Annotated in this window: 17 protein-coding genes; 11 read left to right on the forward strand and 6 right to left on the reverse strand. The window is 69.8% G+C overall.

Translation table 11 applies throughout. The annotated features are described in order from the left end of the window. The first annotated feature begins 241 nt into the window (after positions 1 to 241). Together ACIY1X_RS18055 and ACIY1X_RS18060 are read left to right on the forward strand one after the other, a co-directional pair. Positions 242 to 1,039, forward strand: coding sequence for a hypothetical protein (locus ACIY1X_RS18055; RefSeq protein ID WP_399683080.1), 798 nt, complete (start codon positions 242 to 244; stop codon positions 1,037 to 1,039). 66 nt (positions 1,040 to 1,105) lie between these two features. Then, positions 1,106 to 1,312, forward strand: coding sequence for a dodecin (locus ACIY1X_RS18060; protein WP_399683083.1), 207 nt, complete (start codon positions 1,106 to 1,108; stop codon positions 1,310 to 1,312). Between the two features lie 39 nt (positions 1,313 to 1,351). Here ACIY1X_RS18060 and ACIY1X_RS18065 read toward each other — a convergent pair whose 3' ends face one another. Next, positions 1,352 to 1,735, reverse strand: a complete 384-nt coding sequence (locus tag ACIY1X_RS18065) for a GtrA family protein (RefSeq protein ID WP_399683086.1) — start codon at positions 1,733 to 1,735, stop codon at positions 1,352 to 1,354. A gap of 95 nt (positions 1,736 to 1,830) precedes the next feature. Between ACIY1X_RS18065 and glmU the strand changes: the two genes are divergently transcribed. The 8 genes from glmU to ACIY1X_RS18105 all read left to right on the forward strand — a co-directional run bounded on the left by glmU (position 1,831) and on the right by ACIY1X_RS18105 (position 8,802). Further along, positions 1,831 to 3,183, forward strand: coding sequence for a bifunctional UDP-N-acetylglucosamine diphosphorylase/glucosamine-1-phosphate N-acetyltransferase GlmU (glmU, locus tag ACIY1X_RS18070; RefSeq protein WP_399683117.1), 1,353 nt, complete (start codon positions 1,831 to 1,833; stop codon positions 3,181 to 3,183). 210 nt (positions 3,184 to 3,393) lie between these two features. Further along, positions 3,394 to 3,561 (forward strand): hypothetical protein, encoded by a 168-nt coding sequence (locus tag ACIY1X_RS18075; RefSeq protein WP_399683088.1) that lies wholly within the window; start codon positions 3,394 to 3,396, stop codon positions 3,559 to 3,561. After that, a complete protein-coding gene (locus tag ACIY1X_RS18080; protein ID WP_399683090.1) occupies positions 3,561 to 3,728 on the forward strand; it encodes a hypothetical protein in 168 nt (55 codons plus the stop codon). Before ACIY1X_RS18075 ends, ACIY1X_RS18080 begins: the two co-directional genes overlap by 1 nt. Before the next feature lie 10 nt (positions 3,729 to 3,738). Next, positions 3,739 to 3,900, forward strand: coding sequence for a hypothetical protein (locus tag ACIY1X_RS18085; RefSeq protein ID WP_399683093.1), 162 nt, complete (start codon positions 3,739 to 3,741; stop codon positions 3,898 to 3,900). 84 nt (positions 3,901 to 3,984) lie between these two features. Continuing rightward, on the forward strand, positions 3,985 to 4,449 hold the full coding sequence (locus ACIY1X_RS18090; RefSeq protein ID WP_399683094.1) for a hypothetical protein: 465 nt from the start codon (positions 3,985 to 3,987) through the stop codon (positions 4,447 to 4,449). A 10-nt stretch (positions 4,450 to 4,459) separates the two neighbouring features. Further along, entirely contained in the window at positions 4,460 to 5,719 is a 1,260-nt protein-coding gene (locus tag ACIY1X_RS18095; protein ID WP_399683095.1) for an HlyD family secretion protein, read from the forward strand. A gap of 11 nt (positions 5,720 to 5,730) precedes the next feature. Next, positions 5,731 to 6,426, forward strand: a complete 696-nt coding sequence (locus ACIY1X_RS18100; RefSeq protein ID WP_399683097.1) for an ABC transporter ATP-binding protein — start codon at positions 5,731 to 5,733, stop codon at positions 6,424 to 6,426. 9 nt (positions 6,427 to 6,435) lie between these two features. Continuing rightward, on the forward strand, positions 6,436 to 8,802 hold the full coding sequence (locus ACIY1X_RS18105; RefSeq protein WP_399683099.1) for an FtsX-like permease family protein: 2,367 nt from the start codon (positions 6,436 to 6,438) through the stop codon (positions 8,800 to 8,802). Between the two features lie 9 nt (positions 8,803 to 8,811). On the opposite strand, the gene ACIY1X_RS18110 is transcribed toward ACIY1X_RS18105, so the two are convergent. The 4 genes from ACIY1X_RS18110 to ACIY1X_RS18125 form a co-directional block, all read right to left on the reverse strand. Then, the gene (locus tag ACIY1X_RS18110) at positions 8,812 to 10,359 is read right to left on the reverse strand and encodes an ATP-binding protein (protein WP_399683102.1); all 1,548 of its coding nucleotides are present in this window, start codon (positions 10,357 to 10,359) and stop codon (positions 8,812 to 8,814) included. Positions 10,360 to 10,463: 104 nt separating this feature from the next. Next, a complete protein-coding gene (locus ACIY1X_RS18115) occupies positions 10,464 to 12,638 on the reverse strand; it encodes a copper-transporting P-type ATPase (RefSeq protein ID WP_399683105.1) in 2,175 nt (724 codons plus the stop codon). Further along, complete coding sequence (locus ACIY1X_RS18120; protein WP_399683107.1) at positions 12,635 to 13,033, reverse strand: heavy metal-responsive transcriptional regulator; 399 nt, start codon at positions 13,031 to 13,033, stop codon at positions 12,635 to 12,637. The genes ACIY1X_RS18115 and ACIY1X_RS18120 overlap by 4 nt, the downstream gene beginning before the upstream one ends. A 50-nt stretch (positions 13,034 to 13,083) precedes the next feature. Further along, positions 13,084 to 13,530, reverse strand: coding sequence for a DUF411 domain-containing protein (locus ACIY1X_RS18125; RefSeq protein WP_399683109.1), 447 nt, complete (start codon positions 13,528 to 13,530; stop codon positions 13,084 to 13,086). 154 nt (positions 13,531 to 13,684) lie between these two features. Here ACIY1X_RS18125 and ACIY1X_RS18130 point away from each other — a divergent pair, with 154 nt between their 5' ends. Next, positions 13,685 to 14,218, forward strand: coding sequence for a TonB-dependent receptor domain-containing protein (locus ACIY1X_RS18130; protein ID WP_399683111.1), 534 nt, complete (start codon positions 13,685 to 13,687; stop codon positions 14,216 to 14,218). 57 nt (positions 14,219 to 14,275) lie between these two features. Here ACIY1X_RS18130 and ACIY1X_RS18135 read toward each other — a convergent pair. Next, a partial coding sequence (locus tag ACIY1X_RS18135; protein ID WP_399683114.1) for an SIS domain-containing protein occupies positions 14,276 to 14,566 on the reverse strand: 291 nt, incomplete at its 5' end.

Below are 14,566 nucleotides of genomic sequence, written 5' to 3' on the forward strand. Positions count from 1 at the left end.
AGTCGACGGCGAAGAAGGCGACGGCGCGCAAGGCCGGCGCCCGCAAGACAACCGCGAAGAAGGCGACCGCCCGCAAGGCCGCCCCGAAGAAGGCCGCGCGCAAGACCGCCCGCAAGGCGGCGCCGCGCAAGGCCGCGAAGAAGGCCTCGCCGAGGGCCCGCGCGTAACCGCGGCGCAAGCCGCAAAGCTGCCCCTCCCGCGAGGGAGGGGCTTTTCGACACAGCGACAGGAACCACCCCCAATGGCCGTCAGGATCGACAAGAAAATCAAGGGCTACGCCGTCGTCACCCCCGAGGACAAGGCGAAGCCGGCCGCGACCCAGGCCGATTCCGTGCCGCGCGCCGACGCCGGGGCCGAGCTGCCCAGCGCCGACGTCATCCAGATGCACGAGCGCATCGAGCGCCCGGAGGTGCTGGTCGGCAGCACCTACAAGATCAAGTCGCCGCTGGTGGAGCACGCCATGTACGTGACCATCAACGACATCGTGCTCAACCAGGGCAGCGAGCACGAGCAGCGCCGCCCGTTCGAGATCTTCATCAACTCCAAGTCGATGGAGCATTTCCAGTGGATCGTCGCGCTCACCCGGATCATGTCCGCGGTGTTCCGCAAGGGCGGAGACGTGACCTTCCTGGTGGAAGAGATGAAGGCCGTGTTCGACCCCAAGGGCGGCTACTTCAAGGCCGGCGGCGTGTACATGCCGTCGCTGGTGGCCGAACTGGGCAGCATCGTCGAGGACCACCTGAAGTCCATCGGCATGATCCACGACCCGGAAATGAGCCCCGAGCGCCGCGCGCTGATCGCCGAAAAGCGCGCCGCCTTCGAGTCCCGCTCAAAAAAAAAGCGTGAGCCCGCCAGCCCCGTAGAGCCGACCCATGGTCGGCTCGGCCAGGATCGCGACACCGAATCGGTCGCCGTCACCGGCGAAGGCGCCAGCTTCCCGCCCTCCGCCACCATGTGCCACAAGTGCAGCACCAAGGCCGTCGTGATCATGGACGGCTGCGCGACCTGCCTGAATTGCGGCTATTCCAAGTGCGGGTGACGCGGCGGGATTGACGCGGCGCGGCCCCCGCGCGACGCTGGCCTGCCCCAGGCCAAGGAGCGCCCGATGACCAACCATGTCTACAAGTCCCTGGAACTGACCGGCTCGTCCACGACCGGCAGCGACGACGCGATCCGCGTCGCGATCGCCAAGGCGTCCGAGAGCGTCCGCGACATCCGCTGGTTCGAGGTGCTGGATACCCGCGGTCACGTCGAGGGCGGCCAGGTGAAGTACTGGCAGGTGACGGTGAAGGTCGGGTTTACCGTCGACTGATCCTCGAAGCCGACCATGGGTCGGCTCTGCGGTGCGGCGCTATTTTCGGTAGACCCAGTGCCGGGAGAGGAAGAAGCCGACCACGCCGAGCGCGAGCTCGACGCCGGGCTTGGCCAGCCACGCCCACTTGAGCCCCGCGTAGTCGTCGATCACGCCCATCGACCAGGTGCTGACCGCGGTGGTGCCCAGCCACATCAGGATGAAGCGGGTGAGCTGGGTCGGGCCGATCGCGGTATCGTCGCCGGCGAAGGTCAGCTTGCCGTTGAGCCAGTAGCCCAGCAGGGCGCCGGCGACGCGGCCGGCGACGTTGGCCAGTTCGATCAGCACGCCGAAGTGGCTGAGCGCGACCATCACGCCCCAGTCCACCAACCATTGCACGCCGCCGATCAGCAGGTAATGGCGGGCATGGCGGCCAAGGCTCATCGGGTCCGGCGGGCGTGGGGCATCGGCGCATCCTAGCAGCGCGGCCCGCTAGAATCGCGACATCCCTTGCACCTGGACGCCCCATGCCCGCAGCCCTGCACGTCGTGATCCTTGCCGCCGGAGAAGGCAAGCGGATGAAATCCGCCCTGCCCAAGGTCCTGCTGCCGGTGGCGGCGCGGCCGATGCTGGCGCACGTCATCGACACCGCGCGCGCGCTGCAACCAGCGGGCATCCACGTGGTCTACGGCAACCGCGGCGACCAGGTGCGCGCCGCCTTCGCCGGCCAGCCGGACCTGGCCTGGGCCGAGCAGGCGCAACAGCTCGGCACCGGCCACGCGGTGCAGCAGGCGCTGCCCGCGATTCCCGACGACGCGCGGGTACTGGTGCTGTACGGCGACGTCCCGCTGATCACGGCCGGCACATTGCGCCGCCTGCTTGCCGAGCAGGGCGCGCTGGCCGTACTGGCGGCGGACCTGGCCGACCCGACCGGCTACGGCCGCATCGTCCGCGACGCCAGCGGACACGTCGCGCGCATCGTCGAGCACAAGGATGCCGACGCCGAACAGCGCCGCATCGGCCTGGTCAACACCGGGGTGATCGCCTGCGACGCCGGCAGGTTGCGCACCTGGCTGTCCGCGCTGCGCAACGACAACGCCCAGGGCGAGTACTACCTCACCGATGTCTTCGAACAGGCCGCGGCCGAATACTGCGCGGCCGAAGTGGTGGTCGTGGACGATCCGGTCGAGACCGAGGGCGCCAACGATCCCTGGCAGCTCGCCCAACTGGAGCGCGCGTTCCAGCAGCGCCAGGTGCGCGCGCTGTGCGCGCAGGGCGTGCGCGTGGCCGATCCGGCGCGGCTGGACATCCGCGGCCGCGTCACCGCCGGCAGCGACGTGGAAATCGACGTGGATGTCGTGCTGGAAGGCGACGTCGTGCTCGGCGACGGCGTGAGCGTGGGCCCGTTCTGCCGCCTGCGCGACGTGCACCTTGCGGCGGGCACGATCGTCCGCGCGCATTGCGACCTGGAGGGCGCCCGCAGCGACGGGGCCGCCACCATCGGCCCGTTCGCGCGCCTGCGCCCGGGCACGGTGCTGGCCGACGGCGTGCACGTGGGCAACTTCGTCGAGACCAAGAACACCGCGATGGGCCCGGGCAGCAAGGCCAACCACCTGACCTACCTGGGCGACGCGAACATCGGTGGCAAGGTCAACATCGGCGCCGGCACCATCACCTGCAACTACGACGGCGTGCACAAGTCCACCACCACGATCGGCGACGGCGCGTTCATCGGCTCGAACAGCTCGTTGGTGGCGCCGGTGACCATCGGTCGCGACGCGACCATCGGCGCAGGCTCCGTGATCACCCGCGACGCGCCCGATGCCAAGCTTACGGTCGGTCGCGCCAGGCAGGAAACCATCGACGGCTGGAAGCGTCCGCGCAAGGACTGAAGCGCGCAACGGCACCGCACCCGGCCAGTGACCGGTATTCACCAAATCGTGTCAATGCTGCAGCCGCCGGCGGGCGCTGAATAGACTTGCGCCCCTGCCGGGGCTGCGCGCTCCCGGGACCCGACATGCGATTTCGCGCCGGCATCGGAGCTGTCGCGGCGCATGTGTGGCGTCGGTATCGGCGCTGCAAACAAGAGCATGGAGAATGACATGAAGTCGAAGCTCATCGCCCTTGCTGCCCTGGGCTTGCTCGCCACGAGCAGTGTCGTGGCCGCGCGCATGGTCTGCGTCTCGGAGAACTGCACGTTCTACCCGGACGGCCATTACAGCTGCGGCAAGACCCATTGCACCTACTATCCGTCCACGGAGGCCAATTGATGAAGAAGGCAATCCTGTCCCTGTTCGCCGCCAGCATCCTCGCCTCCGGCGCCGCGATGGCGATCAAGTGGGAGTGCACCGACTGCACCCTGTACCCCGACGGCCGCATCGTCTGCAAGCACTGCGTCGGCACCGACGGTGCGACGACCTCCCGGGCGCCGAACTGAGGAACACACGATGAAGCACAAGATCGCAATCTGCATGATCGCGCTGGGCATGTTCGCCACCGGGTCCGCAATGGCCATGAAGTGGAACTGCAAGAACTGCACGCTCAATCCGGATGGCACCATCCACTGCGAAACCTGCACGGGCAAGACCGGCGAGGTCGAGCGCAACTGAGCATCGCCCACCCGGGCCGGCGCGCCGGCCCGCGTGGACCGGGAAACACCGCACCACTGGAAAGGAGACCAGACGATGCATCCGATGAAGGCCGTGCTGGGCGCGGCGCTGTTGTTGATCCCGTTGCTCGCACGCGCGGAAGTCGTCGAGGAGCAGGTCCACCTGCTTGCCCGCCAGTCGGCCGTCCTGTCCGACCACGGCATCCAGGTGCCCAAGGTGTACGTGCTGAGCGCCTCGGGCGAGGTCATCTTCGAAGGCAAGGCGTCGAAGTTCCAGGCCTATGAACCGATCCTGGAGGCGCTGCGTTCGGGCAAGACCAGCGGCCGCAAGGACGCGCACCTGCTGTCGCTGCTGGAGGACGCCGGATTCGAGCCGAGCGCCACGGGCGTGCCGGTGATGGTCTCGATCGAGATCGGGAAGAGCATCGGCGTGTGCCCGTCGTGCGATCCGTACTACCCGGACCTGGCCAGGTTCATCCGCGAACACGATCCGGACGCGCGCTGGCTGCGATTGGTGTTCGAAAAGAACGACTACAAACCCGAGGGCTGACCGCCGGCGCATGGCGATCCCCAAGCCGAACCGGAGTTTCGACCTCGACCCGCCCGCGGCGGGGCGCCGGCGTGCGCCGGCCTGGCGCCGCTGGTGGCCCGCATTGGCGGCGGCACCGCTGGCGCTGGTCCTGCTCGGCTGGGCGCTGCTGGGTGGCGCACGCGAGCCCGGCCCCGGCACGCGGCTGGCGGAAGTCATGCAGGGGGACCTGGTGCTGGGCATCGACGGCTACGGAAAGCTCGTCCCGGCCGACCTGGTGTCGATCGGCTCGCGCAGTGGCGGACGGATCGCGCGCATCGAGCGGCGCACAGGCAGCAGGGTCGGCAAGGGCGAGGTGATCGTCGCGCTGGAGAACGCCGAGCTGTTGCAGAAGCTTCGCGAGGCGGAAAAGTCGCTCGCCCAGGCCAAGGTCGACCTGATGCGCAACCGCGCGGACATGACCGGGTCGCAACATCGCGCGCGTTCCCGCCTGGCCGACCTGCAGGGCGAACTGCGGGTCTCGCGGCTGGAGATCGAAGGCCTGCGCAAGTTGGCGGAAGCGCGCATCGTCACGCCCATCGAGCTCGAGAAGAGCATCGTCCACGGGCAGAGCCTGGAGCGGCAGATTGCAGATGCCGGCGACGAGTTGCGACGCCTGGAGGCCCTTGGGCTGGCGGCGACGGACGCGGACCGCGCGGTCATGGACGCCCTGTCCAAGGACGTGCAGCGCCTGCGCGAGGAAGTCGCCGACCTGGAAGTGCGGGCACCGCGCGACGCGACCATCTTCGACATGCCGGCCACCCTGACGGTCGGTAGCCAGGTCGAGCCCGGCGCCGTGGTGGCCACACTGGCAACAGGCGACGGGCTCGCGGTTGAGCTGTGGATCCCGGCCAGCCGTTCCGGCGAGGTCGCCCCGGGGCAGCCCGCGACCGTGGAGCTTGCCGGCAAGCAGTACGAGGCCACGGTCGCGCGGGTCGATCCGCAGGTCGTGCGCGGCGAGCTGAAGGTGCTGCTACCGGTCGAAGGGCTTGCGGCCGGCAGCGTCTTCGCAGGGCAACCGGTGACCGGCCGCATCATCACAGGCCGGCTGCACGACGCGATCTATGTCGCGCGCCCGGCCAATGCCACGCCGCATCACGCCGGCAGCGTGCTCGTCGCCACCGGTGACCCAGATGCGCCCGCGCGCCGCGAAGTCCTTTTCGGCGCCGCCGACGCCGAGCATGTCCAGCTCCTCGCCGGTGCGATTGCCGGCGAACGCATCTTCCTCGACGCCGCGGCGGCGGCGGACTAGACGTCCATTCCATGCCTGACCACGACAGCCCCCAACCCCTCCTCAGCCTCCGCGGCATCACCCGTCGCTACAGCGCGGGCTCGGGCCGGGTCACCGCGCTCGACGACGTCAGCCTCGCGGTGCGCGACGGTGAATTCGTGTCGATCCTCGGACCATCGGGTTGCGGAAAATCGACGTTGCTCTCCGTGCTCGGCCTGCTGGAGCGGCCGGACGCCGGCAGCTACCGGATCCGGGACATCGATACCGGCGCGCTCGGCTTCGACCAGCGCAGTTCGCTGCGCAACCGCTACATCGGCCTGGTGTTCCAGGCCTTCAACCTGGTGGCCAACCTGACCGTTGCGGAAAACGTCGCGCTGCCGACGCGCTATGGCAACGTGGACCGCGACGAGCGCGATGCCCGCGTGCATGCGCTGCTCGAGCGGGTCAACCTCCTGGACAGGGCCCGGCACTACCCCCACGAGCTTTCGGGCGGCCAGCAGCAACGCGCGGCGATCGCGCGGGCCATGGTGATGGGCCCGTCGCTGATCCTGGCCGACGAGCCGACCGGCAACCTCGATTCCCGGCATGCCACGGACGTGATGGGCCTGGTGCGCGAGTTCAACGAGGAAGGCGCCACCGTCGTGCTGGTGACCCACGACCTGGGGCTGGCGCAGATGGCGGGGAGGCGGCTGCACATGCTCGACGGCCGTTTCGTCGAGGCGTCCTGAGGCACCGCCATGCCGCACGCCCTGCACGACGCGATCCGCTTCTGGAAGGCGAGTCCCGGGCGCGGGCTGTTGTTGCTGGCCAGCTGCGCGCTGATCGTGGCGCTGGCGGCGGTCAACACCGTGGTGCTGCGCTCCTCGCTCTGGTTCACGCCGCCGGGCGTGGATCCGGGGATGCACTTCCTCACCTTGGGCCAGCACACCCCGGAAGGGCGCTTCGAACCGGTCGCGCTGCAAGACCTGGACAGGTTGCGGTCGCTGGTCGCGCCCGGTGGATTTGCCGCATACGGCCGTTCCGATGGCGAGGTGCGCCTGGGCGACGCCTCCTGGCCGGCGCAACCGGTGGCCCTGGTCAGCGACCGATTTTTCGAAGTGCTCGGCGTGGATGCCATGATCGGCGAGACGCCCGGCGCCGACGCGCATGGAGCGATGCTCAGCCACGCATTCTGGTCCGGTCCGCTTCACTCGGATCCTTCCATTGTCGGCAAGAGCATCAACATCGCCGGCGCGGACATTCGCGTGGTCGGCATCGCGCCGCCCGCGTTCAAGGGGCTGGGAGACCTGGCGCCGGTCGCCTGGATTCCGGACAAGTACACGCCGGCGTTCTTCGACCTGCTGTTGCCGCTGCCGCAGGAGATCGTGGATTCGGCGAAGGCCGAGTTCGCGACCCTGGCGCCGTTCTTCTTCGGCATCGTCGACGCCGGCAAGGTGGATCCGGACGATCCGCGGCTGACCCGCTGGAAGGTCCGCGACACCCGCGAGATCTCGCTGTCCACGCCGACGGGGCCATTGAAGCTTGGCTTCGATGCCACCGGCCATGCCAGCGCGGTGTATCCGCGCATCGACATCACGCCGCAGCGCACCGCCACCGTCGCCCGATACCTCGCGATCCTCGGCCTGCTCAACGCCGCGCTCGCGTTCCTTGCGCTGCTGAACCTTGCTTCGTTCTGGTCGGCGCGCACCAGCGAGCGTGCGCAGGAACTGCAGTGCATGGTGGCGGTGGGCGCGCGGCGCCGCGACCTGGCCGGCATGTTCCTGTCCGAGGCCCTTCCGTTCCTGGCCCTGGTGTTGCTGCTGTCGGTGCCGCTTGCCTACGGCCAATTCCACCTGGTGCGCCAGCTGCAACCGATGCAGGACTACCTGCAAGGCAGGGGCGTCGCCTTGTCCGCGCGCGATTTCCTTCCGGGACTGGGCCTCATTGTCGCGGTCGGCGTGGTGGCCGTGGCCTGGCCTTGGCGCTACCTGCGCGAAAGCGTCCTGCGCAGCCGTTCGATCGGTGCGACCGCCGCCACCGAGCGGGGCCGCAAGCTGGCGCATGCCCTGCAATGGGCACTGTCCGCCTTCGTGGCGGGCGCCGTGGGGCTGAGCCTGCTCGTCGCGCTGCGCCTGAACGCGGCGCCCTGGGGCGGCAGCGCCGATCCGGTGCTGGTGACGGCGCCGGAACACGGCCTCGAAGCCGCATCGGATCTTGCGCGCAGGCTCGGGCTGGACGAGGACGCCATGGCCGTCATCCGGACCCCGCCGCTCACCCGTTTGCAGGTCCGCGCCGAGCTCCATGCGAACGAAGCCGGCGATAGCGTCCGCCATACGATCTACTTCAACGCGGCTTCGCCGCAGGCTTTCGACCTGCTCGGCGTCCCGCTCCTGGCCGGGCGCACCTATGCGCCGCACAGCGAGAACGAGGTCGTGTTGAGCGCCAGCGCCGCGGCCTTGTTCGGCGGTACCGCGGTGGTCGTCGGCAGACACCTCACCCGCGCGGATCCGTTCGACGCCAGCCAGGACACCAGCGTGCTGGTCACCGGGGTGGTCGGGGACATCCACTACGACAGCGTGCGCACGCCTGCCGAAGCGGTGGCGTACGTGCCGCCGGAATCGTCCCTGTCCGGGATGACCGTGCTGCTGCCGCACCGGTTCCTCGCTTCCGGCGCGCTGGACCACGCGCACAGCATGTCGGACAAGCGCGCGGACCAGGTGCGCACCGAACTGCTGCTGGCCGGGTTCACGTTCTGCTATGCGGTGCTCGCGCTGGGCCTGATGGGACTGGGCCTGTTGTCCCTCGCCAGGACCCGACTGCAGCAACACGGCCGCGAACTGGGCCTGCGCGCGGCGCTGGGGGCGAGCCTGGGCCAGGCCGCGCGCGAGTTCATGCGCGCGCCCGCGCTCGTTGCGGTCGCGGCGGCCTTGCCGGTCGTCCTGCTGTTCGTGCTGGCCCTGGCTGCCAATGCCGTGCCGATGCCATTGGCGCAGCCGCTCGATGCGGCCTGGGTCGGCCTCGGGATGGCCGCGGTGCTGCTGCTGTTCGGGGTGACGCTGTTCGGGTTCGCGCGGCGCAAGCTGGCACGGTTCAACCTGTCCGAACTGTTGCGCGCGGAGCGCTGATCCGCGCCGTCAGGCGGTGTTCCGGCGCCCCAGCCCGGCCATGCCCTCGGCCAGCTTGGCGGGATCCACCGGCTTGACGATGTGCCCGTCGAAGCCTGCCTTGGCGGCGTCGGCGACATCGCGCGCCTGGCCCCAGCCGGTGACCGCCAGGATCCGTAGGCCACGGCCATGCGCCTCGCGGATCCGCCGGCAGGTACTGAAGCCGTCGAGCCCGGGCATGCCCAGGTCCAGCAGCACCAGGTCCGGCATCCGCTCGGCGACCGCCTCCAGGCAACTCTCGCCGTCGTAGGTGATCCGCACCTGGTGGCCGGCCAGGCGCAGCATCTGCGCGAGGGAATCGGCGTTCTCCTGGTTGTCGTCGGTGACGACGATGTCCAGCGGATCGCCGTCGAAGGTGGCGAGTACGGGTTCCATGTGTGGCCTCTCCCCTGATGCCAGCAATGGCAGTTGGACGATGAATTCGGTGCCGCGGCCGACCCCTTCGCTGAGCGCGGCGACCGTGCCGCCATGCATGGCGACCAGGCTGCGCGCCAGAGTCAGGCCGATGCCCAGCCCGCCCTGCGCCAGGCGCCGGCCATGCTCGTCCTGCGCGAACAGGTCGAAGACCCGGTCCAGCATCTCGCTTGGCAGGCCGATGCCGTTGTCGCGCACCGAGACCCGCGCGTGGCGGTCCTCGCGCGCCACCTCGACGATGATCCGCCCGCCCTTGGGGGTGTACTTGGCGGCGTTGTTGAGCAGGTTGGCGAACACCTGCGACAGGCGCACGCCGTCGGCCAGAACCGGCAACGCCTCCAGCGGATCCATGCGCAGGTCGAACGCGTGGTGGGCGTGCACGATCAGCGGCCGGCTGGTCTCGATGGCGGCGTGGACGATGTCGCGCAGGTCGGTGGGCACCTTGCGCAGCTCGATCTTGCCCCGGGTGATGCGCGAGACTTCCAGCAGGTCGTCGGTCATCCGCACCAGGGTCATGACCTGGCGTTCCATGATCGCGCGCAGGCGCTTGCCTTCGACGTCGTCGGAGTCGCGCAAGCGTAGGATGTGCAGGCAGTTGCTCAGCGGCGCCAGCGGGTTGCGCAGCTCGTGCGCCAGGGTCGCGAGGAATTCGTCCTTGCGTGCATCGGCCAGCTTCAGCGCGTCGCGGCTGTCCTCGACCGACTTGCGCGCCTCCACCCCGGCGGAAATGTCGCGGAAGTAGCAGACCACGCCGGGCGTGCCGTCGGGCAGGCCGATCCGGAATACCCGCCACTCGTAGTACTCGGTATTGCCGGTGTCCAGGCGCTGGCCGATGAATTCGTCGCTGACGAAGGGCTCGCCGGTCTCGAGCGTGTGGCGGAACACCTCCAGCGACATCGCCGCGGCGTCCGGCCCCCACAGCTCGGCGAGCATCGGCCCTAGCCCGCGTCCGACCATGTCCTGCGCGAAGCGGCCGAAGGCGCGGGTGGCTTCGGCATTGGCGTGCATGACGCACATGTCGGCGTCGAGCACATAGATGCCGATCGGGGCAGCGTCGATGAGGCTGCCCACCAGCGCGGCATGGTCGCGCAAGCCGTGGTTCATGGTCCCCCCGGGGCGACCCCGCGCCCTCGGGATCGTTATAGACCCGCCCCGGGGGGGCGAATGTCAAAACTACGTCAAGACGGGCCGGGAGCAGCCGGCCGGCCTCAACCCGGCCGGCGCGACAGCCGCAGGGCGTTGCCGACCACCGAGACCGAGCTCAGGCTCATGGCCAGGGCGGCCAGCATCGGGCTCAGCAGCAGGCCGAAGGCCGGGTACAGCAGGCCCGCCGCCACCGGCACGCCGATGGCGTTGTAGAGGAAGGCGAAGCCCAGGTTCTGGCGCATGTTGGCGACGGTCTCCGCGGAGATCAGCCGGGCCTCCAGCACCCGCCCCAGATCGCCCTTGAGCAGGGTCACCTGGGCGGTGGACATGGCCACGTCGGTGCCGTCGCCCATGGCGATGCCGACCTCGGCCGCGGCCAGGGCCGGGGCGTCGTTGATGCCGTCGCCGGCCATCGCGACCTGGTGGCCTTCGGCCTGCAGGTGCCGGACCAGGGCGACCTTGTCGTCCGGGCGGACCTCGCCGTGGATCTCGTCGATGCCCAGTCGCGCGCCCACCGCCTGCGCGGTGGCGCGGGCGTCGCCGGTGGCCATGACGATGCGCAGGCCCTGTGCATGCAACGCACGGATCGCGTCCGGCGTGCTGGCCTTGATCGGGTCGGCCACCGCGATCGCGCCGGCCAGCTTTCCGTCCACGGCAAGGAACACCACGCTGGCGCCTTCGTCGCGCAGGCGTCCGGCGGCGTCGTCCAGCGCTTCGGTGGCGATGCCCAGCTCGCGCATGTAGCCGCTGCTGCCCAGCGCCAGCGCGCGTCCGTCGACCCGGCCGCGCACGCCCAGGCCGGTGACCGAGTCGAAGTCCTCAACCGGCTCCAGCGCGAGACCGCGCTCGCGCGCTTCGGTCACGATCGCCGTGGCCAGCGGATGTTCGCTGCCGGCGTCGAGGCTGGCCGCCAAGCGCAGCAATTCGCCTTCGTCCATGCCCGCCGCCGGGAGCAGGCTGCGGAACGCCGGACGGCCCTCGGTCAGGGTGCCGGTCTTGTCCACCACCAGGGTGTCCACGGTGCGCAGGCGCTCGATCGCCTCGGCGTCGCGGAACAGCACGCCGGCGCGCGCGGCACGGCCGGTCGCGACCATGATCGACATCGGCGTCGCCAGGCCCAGCGCGCAGGGGCAGGCGATGATCAGCACCGACACCGCGTTGAGCACCGCATAGGTCCACGACGGTTCCGGACCGAACAGGCCCCAGCCCAGGAACGTGGCCACGGCCGCGGCCAGCACCGCCAGCACGAACCAGAACGAGACCTTGTCCGCCAGGCGCTGCATCGGCGCACGCGAGCGCTGCGCCTGCGCGACCAGCTGCACGATGCGCGCCAGCACCGTTTCCGAACCGACCTGCTCGGCGCGCATCACCAGTGCGCCGGTGGTGTTGAGCGTCGCACCGACAAGCCGGTCGCCTTCGGCCTTGGTCACCGGCATCGGCTCGCCGGTGAGCATCGACTCGTCGACGCTGCTGCGGCCTTCCAGCACCACGCCGTCGACCGGCACCTTCTCGCCGGGGCGCACGCGCAGGCGGTCGCCCACGTGCACTTGTTCCAGCGGGACGTCCTCCTCGCTGCCGTCCTCGCGCAGGCGGCGCGCGGTCTTCGGCGCCAGCCCGAGCAGCGCCTTGATCGCCGCCGAGGTCTTCGAGCGCGCGCGCAGCTCCAGCAACTGGCCGAGCAGGGTCAGCGACACGATCACTGCGGCCGCCTCGAAGTACACGCCGACCCGGCCGTGCTCGTGGAAGGAAGGCGGGAACAGGTCGGGGGCCAGCGTGGCGACCACGCTGTACAGGTAGGCCGCACCGACGCCAGTGCCGATCAGCGTCCACATGTTCGGGCTGCGGTTGCGGACCGACTGCAGCCAGCGCTCGAAGAACGGCCAGCCGGCCCACAGCACCACCGGCGTGGCCAGCACCAGCTCCAGCCAGGTGCGGGTGCGCGGGTCGGCGATGCCAATGGCGTCGCCGAACATCGCCAGCACCAGCACGATCGCGCTCAACGGCAGCGTCCACCAGAAACGCCGGCCGAAGTCGCGCAACTCGGGATTCTCTTCCTCCTCCAGCGAAGGCATCTCCGGCTCCAGCGCCATGCCGCAGATCGGGCAGGTGCCGGGGCCTTCCTGGCGCACCTCGGGGTGCATCGGGCAGGTGTAGATGGCGCCTGGGATCGCCGGCGCCGGCGTGGCGGGTGCCTGCGCGTGGTCGTGATGGCAGCAGGCGTGCCCGTGGCCGGTCATGCGTCTGCTCCGGCCAGCGCCCCCATGATCGGGCAGTGCACCAGGGCGCCGTGGCCCGGGCAGGACTCGACCAGCTCGGTCAGGCCCTGGCGGATGCGCTGCAGCTCGGCGAGCTTGGCGTCCACATCGGCCAGCTTCTGGATCGCGGCGGCCTTCATCCCGGCCATGTCCTCCTCGCGCCGCGAGGAAAGCTGCAGCAGTTCCTGGATCTCGCCGAGGGTGAAGCCCAGCGCCTTGGCCCGGCGGATGAAGCGCAGGCGTTCGACCGCGTCGTCGTCGTAATCGCGATAGCCGGAGGCGAGGCGGGCGGGGGCCGGGAGCAGGCCTTCGCGTTCGTAGTAGCGCACCGTGTCGATGGCGACGCCGGCGCGCCTGGCAAGGGTTCCGATCTTCATGGGCCCATTCTGGACCCCGGACCCTGGTCCGGAGTCAAGGCCCGCGGGACTCAGTGTTCCGCGTACGCGCTTGTGCTGCCGTCCTTCGCGACGAGCTCCACCGTGTACGGCTGGGTACGGCCGTCGGGCGCCTCCATGCCGGGCGACCCGACCGGCATGCCGGGGACGGCCAGGCCCTTCGCGTCGGGCTTTTCGGCGAGCAGGCGCTTCACGTCCACCGCCGGCACGTGGCCCTCGATGAAATAGCCGCCGACCTCGGCGGTGTGGCAGGAGCCCTTGCCGGGCGGCACGCCGACGCGCTCCTTGACCGGGCTCATGTTGGCCACGTTGCGCACTTCGACCTCGAAGCCGGCCTTGCGCATGTGCTCGACCCAGCCGTTGCAGCAGCCGCAGTACTCGTTCTTGTGCACGACCACCAGCGGGCCGGCGGCGACGGCGGTGAAGGCAATCCCCAGCAGGGGCAGGAGGGCGAGGCGGGCGAGGGCGGAGGCGTTCATGGGTGGCATTGTGGACCATGGAGCGTGGTCGAGGGTCAAGTCGCATCGCATTTGAAACAGTGAATACCAGGAATCGGCCCTTGGACGGTGGCCCGCGCTCCCAATCTCCTTCCCGCGACATTCCATCGCGACAGCCACAAGAAGGAGCTCCACAATGCGCATCTCCCCCATCCTTGCCGCCTCGGTCCTCGCCCTCGCCCTCGGCGCGGTGTCGTTCGGCGCCCACGCCGCGGACCCCGACGGCTTCTACGTCGGTGCCGGCGCCGGCCAGTCGATGATCGACGAGGACTTCGCCGATGACGAAGACACCGCCTTCCAGGTGTTCGCCGGCTACCAGTTCAATCGCTACTTCGGCGCCGAGGCGGCCTATACCGACTTCGGCAAGGTCGACGTGACCGGCAACGTCGGCGAGCTCGAGGCCGATTCCTGGTCGCTGGTGGCGGTGGGCACCGTGCCGTTCACCGACCGGTTCTCCGGCTACGCGAAGGCGGGCTTCCACGACTGGGACGCCGAACTGGATGTTCCGGCCGTCGGTCCCGCCGACGACAACGGCACCGACCCGACCTATGGCCTGGGCCTGCAGTACCGCTTCACCGACAACCTCTCGCTGCGCGGCGAGTACAGCCGCTTCGAGATGGACGACGTGGACGTGGACCTGGCGCAGCTGCAGCTGCGCGTCGACTTCTGAGCCGCGTCCCGGCGCGATGATCGGAAAGGCCGGTCCGGCAGCGGACCGGCCTTTTCCTTATTCCACCGTCACCGACTTGGCCAGGTTGCGCGGCTTGTCCACGTCAGTGCCGCGCGCCAGCGCGGCGTGGTAGGCCAGCAGCTGCACCGGGATCGCGTGCACGATCGGCGAGAGGATGCCGACGTGGCGCGGGGTGCGGATCACGTGCACCTGCTCGGAGGGGCCGAAGTTGCTGTCGGCGTCGGCGAACACGAACATCTCGCCGCCGCGCGCGCGCACTTCCTGGATGTTGGACTTCACCTTCTCCAGCAGGCTGTCGTTGGGCGCGATCACCACCACCGGCATGGC

Source organism: Xenophilus sp., assembly GCF_044462705.1.
GTDB classification, from domain to species: Bacteria; Pseudomonadota; Gammaproteobacteria; order Burkholderiales; family Burkholderiaceae_C; genus Xenophilus; species Xenophilus azovorans.

Coding starts and splice junctions, on each gene's coding strand:
- ACIY1X_RS18130 (WP_399683111.1), top strand. CDS start 13,685: ATGCGCATCTCCCCCATCCTTGCCGCCTCGGTCCTCGCCCTCGCCCTC.
- ACIY1X_RS18095 (WP_399683095.1), top strand. CDS start 4,460: ATGGCGATCCCCAAGCCGAACCGGAGTTTCGACCTCGACCCGCCCGCG.
- ACIY1X_RS18100 (WP_399683097.1), top strand. CDS start 5,731: ATGCCTGACCACGACAGCCCCCAACCCCTCCTCAGCCTCCGCGGCATC.
- ACIY1X_RS18085 (WP_399683093.1), top strand. CDS start 3,739: ATGAAGCACAAGATCGCAATCTGCATGATCGCGCTGGGCATGTTCGCC.
- ACIY1X_RS18105 (WP_399683099.1), top strand. CDS start 6,436: ATGCCGCACGCCCTGCACGACGCGATCCGCTTCTGGAAGGCGAGTCCC.
- ACIY1X_RS18060 (WP_399683083.1), top strand. CDS start 1,106: ATGACCAACCATGTCTACAAGTCCCTGGAACTGACCGGCTCGTCCACG.
- ACIY1X_RS18110 (WP_399683102.1), bottom strand. CDS start 10,359: ATGAACCACGGCTTGCGCGACCATGCCGCGCTGGTGGGCAGCCTCATC.
- ACIY1X_RS18065 (WP_399683086.1), bottom strand. CDS start 1,735: ATGAGCCTTGGCCGCCATGCCCGCCATTACCTGCTGATCGGCGGCGTG.
- ACIY1X_RS18075 (WP_399683088.1), top strand. CDS start 3,394: ATGAAGTCGAAGCTCATCGCCCTTGCTGCCCTGGGCTTGCTCGCCACG.
- ACIY1X_RS18080 (WP_399683090.1), top strand. CDS start 3,561: ATGAAGAAGGCAATCCTGTCCCTGTTCGCCGCCAGCATCCTCGCCTCC.
- ACIY1X_RS18125 (WP_399683109.1), bottom strand. CDS start 13,530: ATGAACGCCTCCGCCCTCGCCCGCCTCGCCCTCCTGCCCCTGCTGGGG.
- ACIY1X_RS18055 (WP_399683080.1), top strand. CDS start 242: ATGGCCGTCAGGATCGACAAGAAAATCAAGGGCTACGCCGTCGTCACC.
- ACIY1X_RS18090 (WP_399683094.1), top strand. CDS start 3,985: ATGAAGGCCGTGCTGGGCGCGGCGCTGTTGTTGATCCCGTTGCTCGCA.
- ACIY1X_RS18120 (WP_399683107.1), bottom strand. CDS start 13,033: ATGAAGATCGGAACCCTTGCCAGGCGCGCCGGCGTCGCCATCGACACG.
- ACIY1X_RS18115 (WP_399683105.1), bottom strand. CDS start 12,638: ATGACCGGCCACGGGCACGCCTGCTGCCATCACGACCACGCGCAGGCA.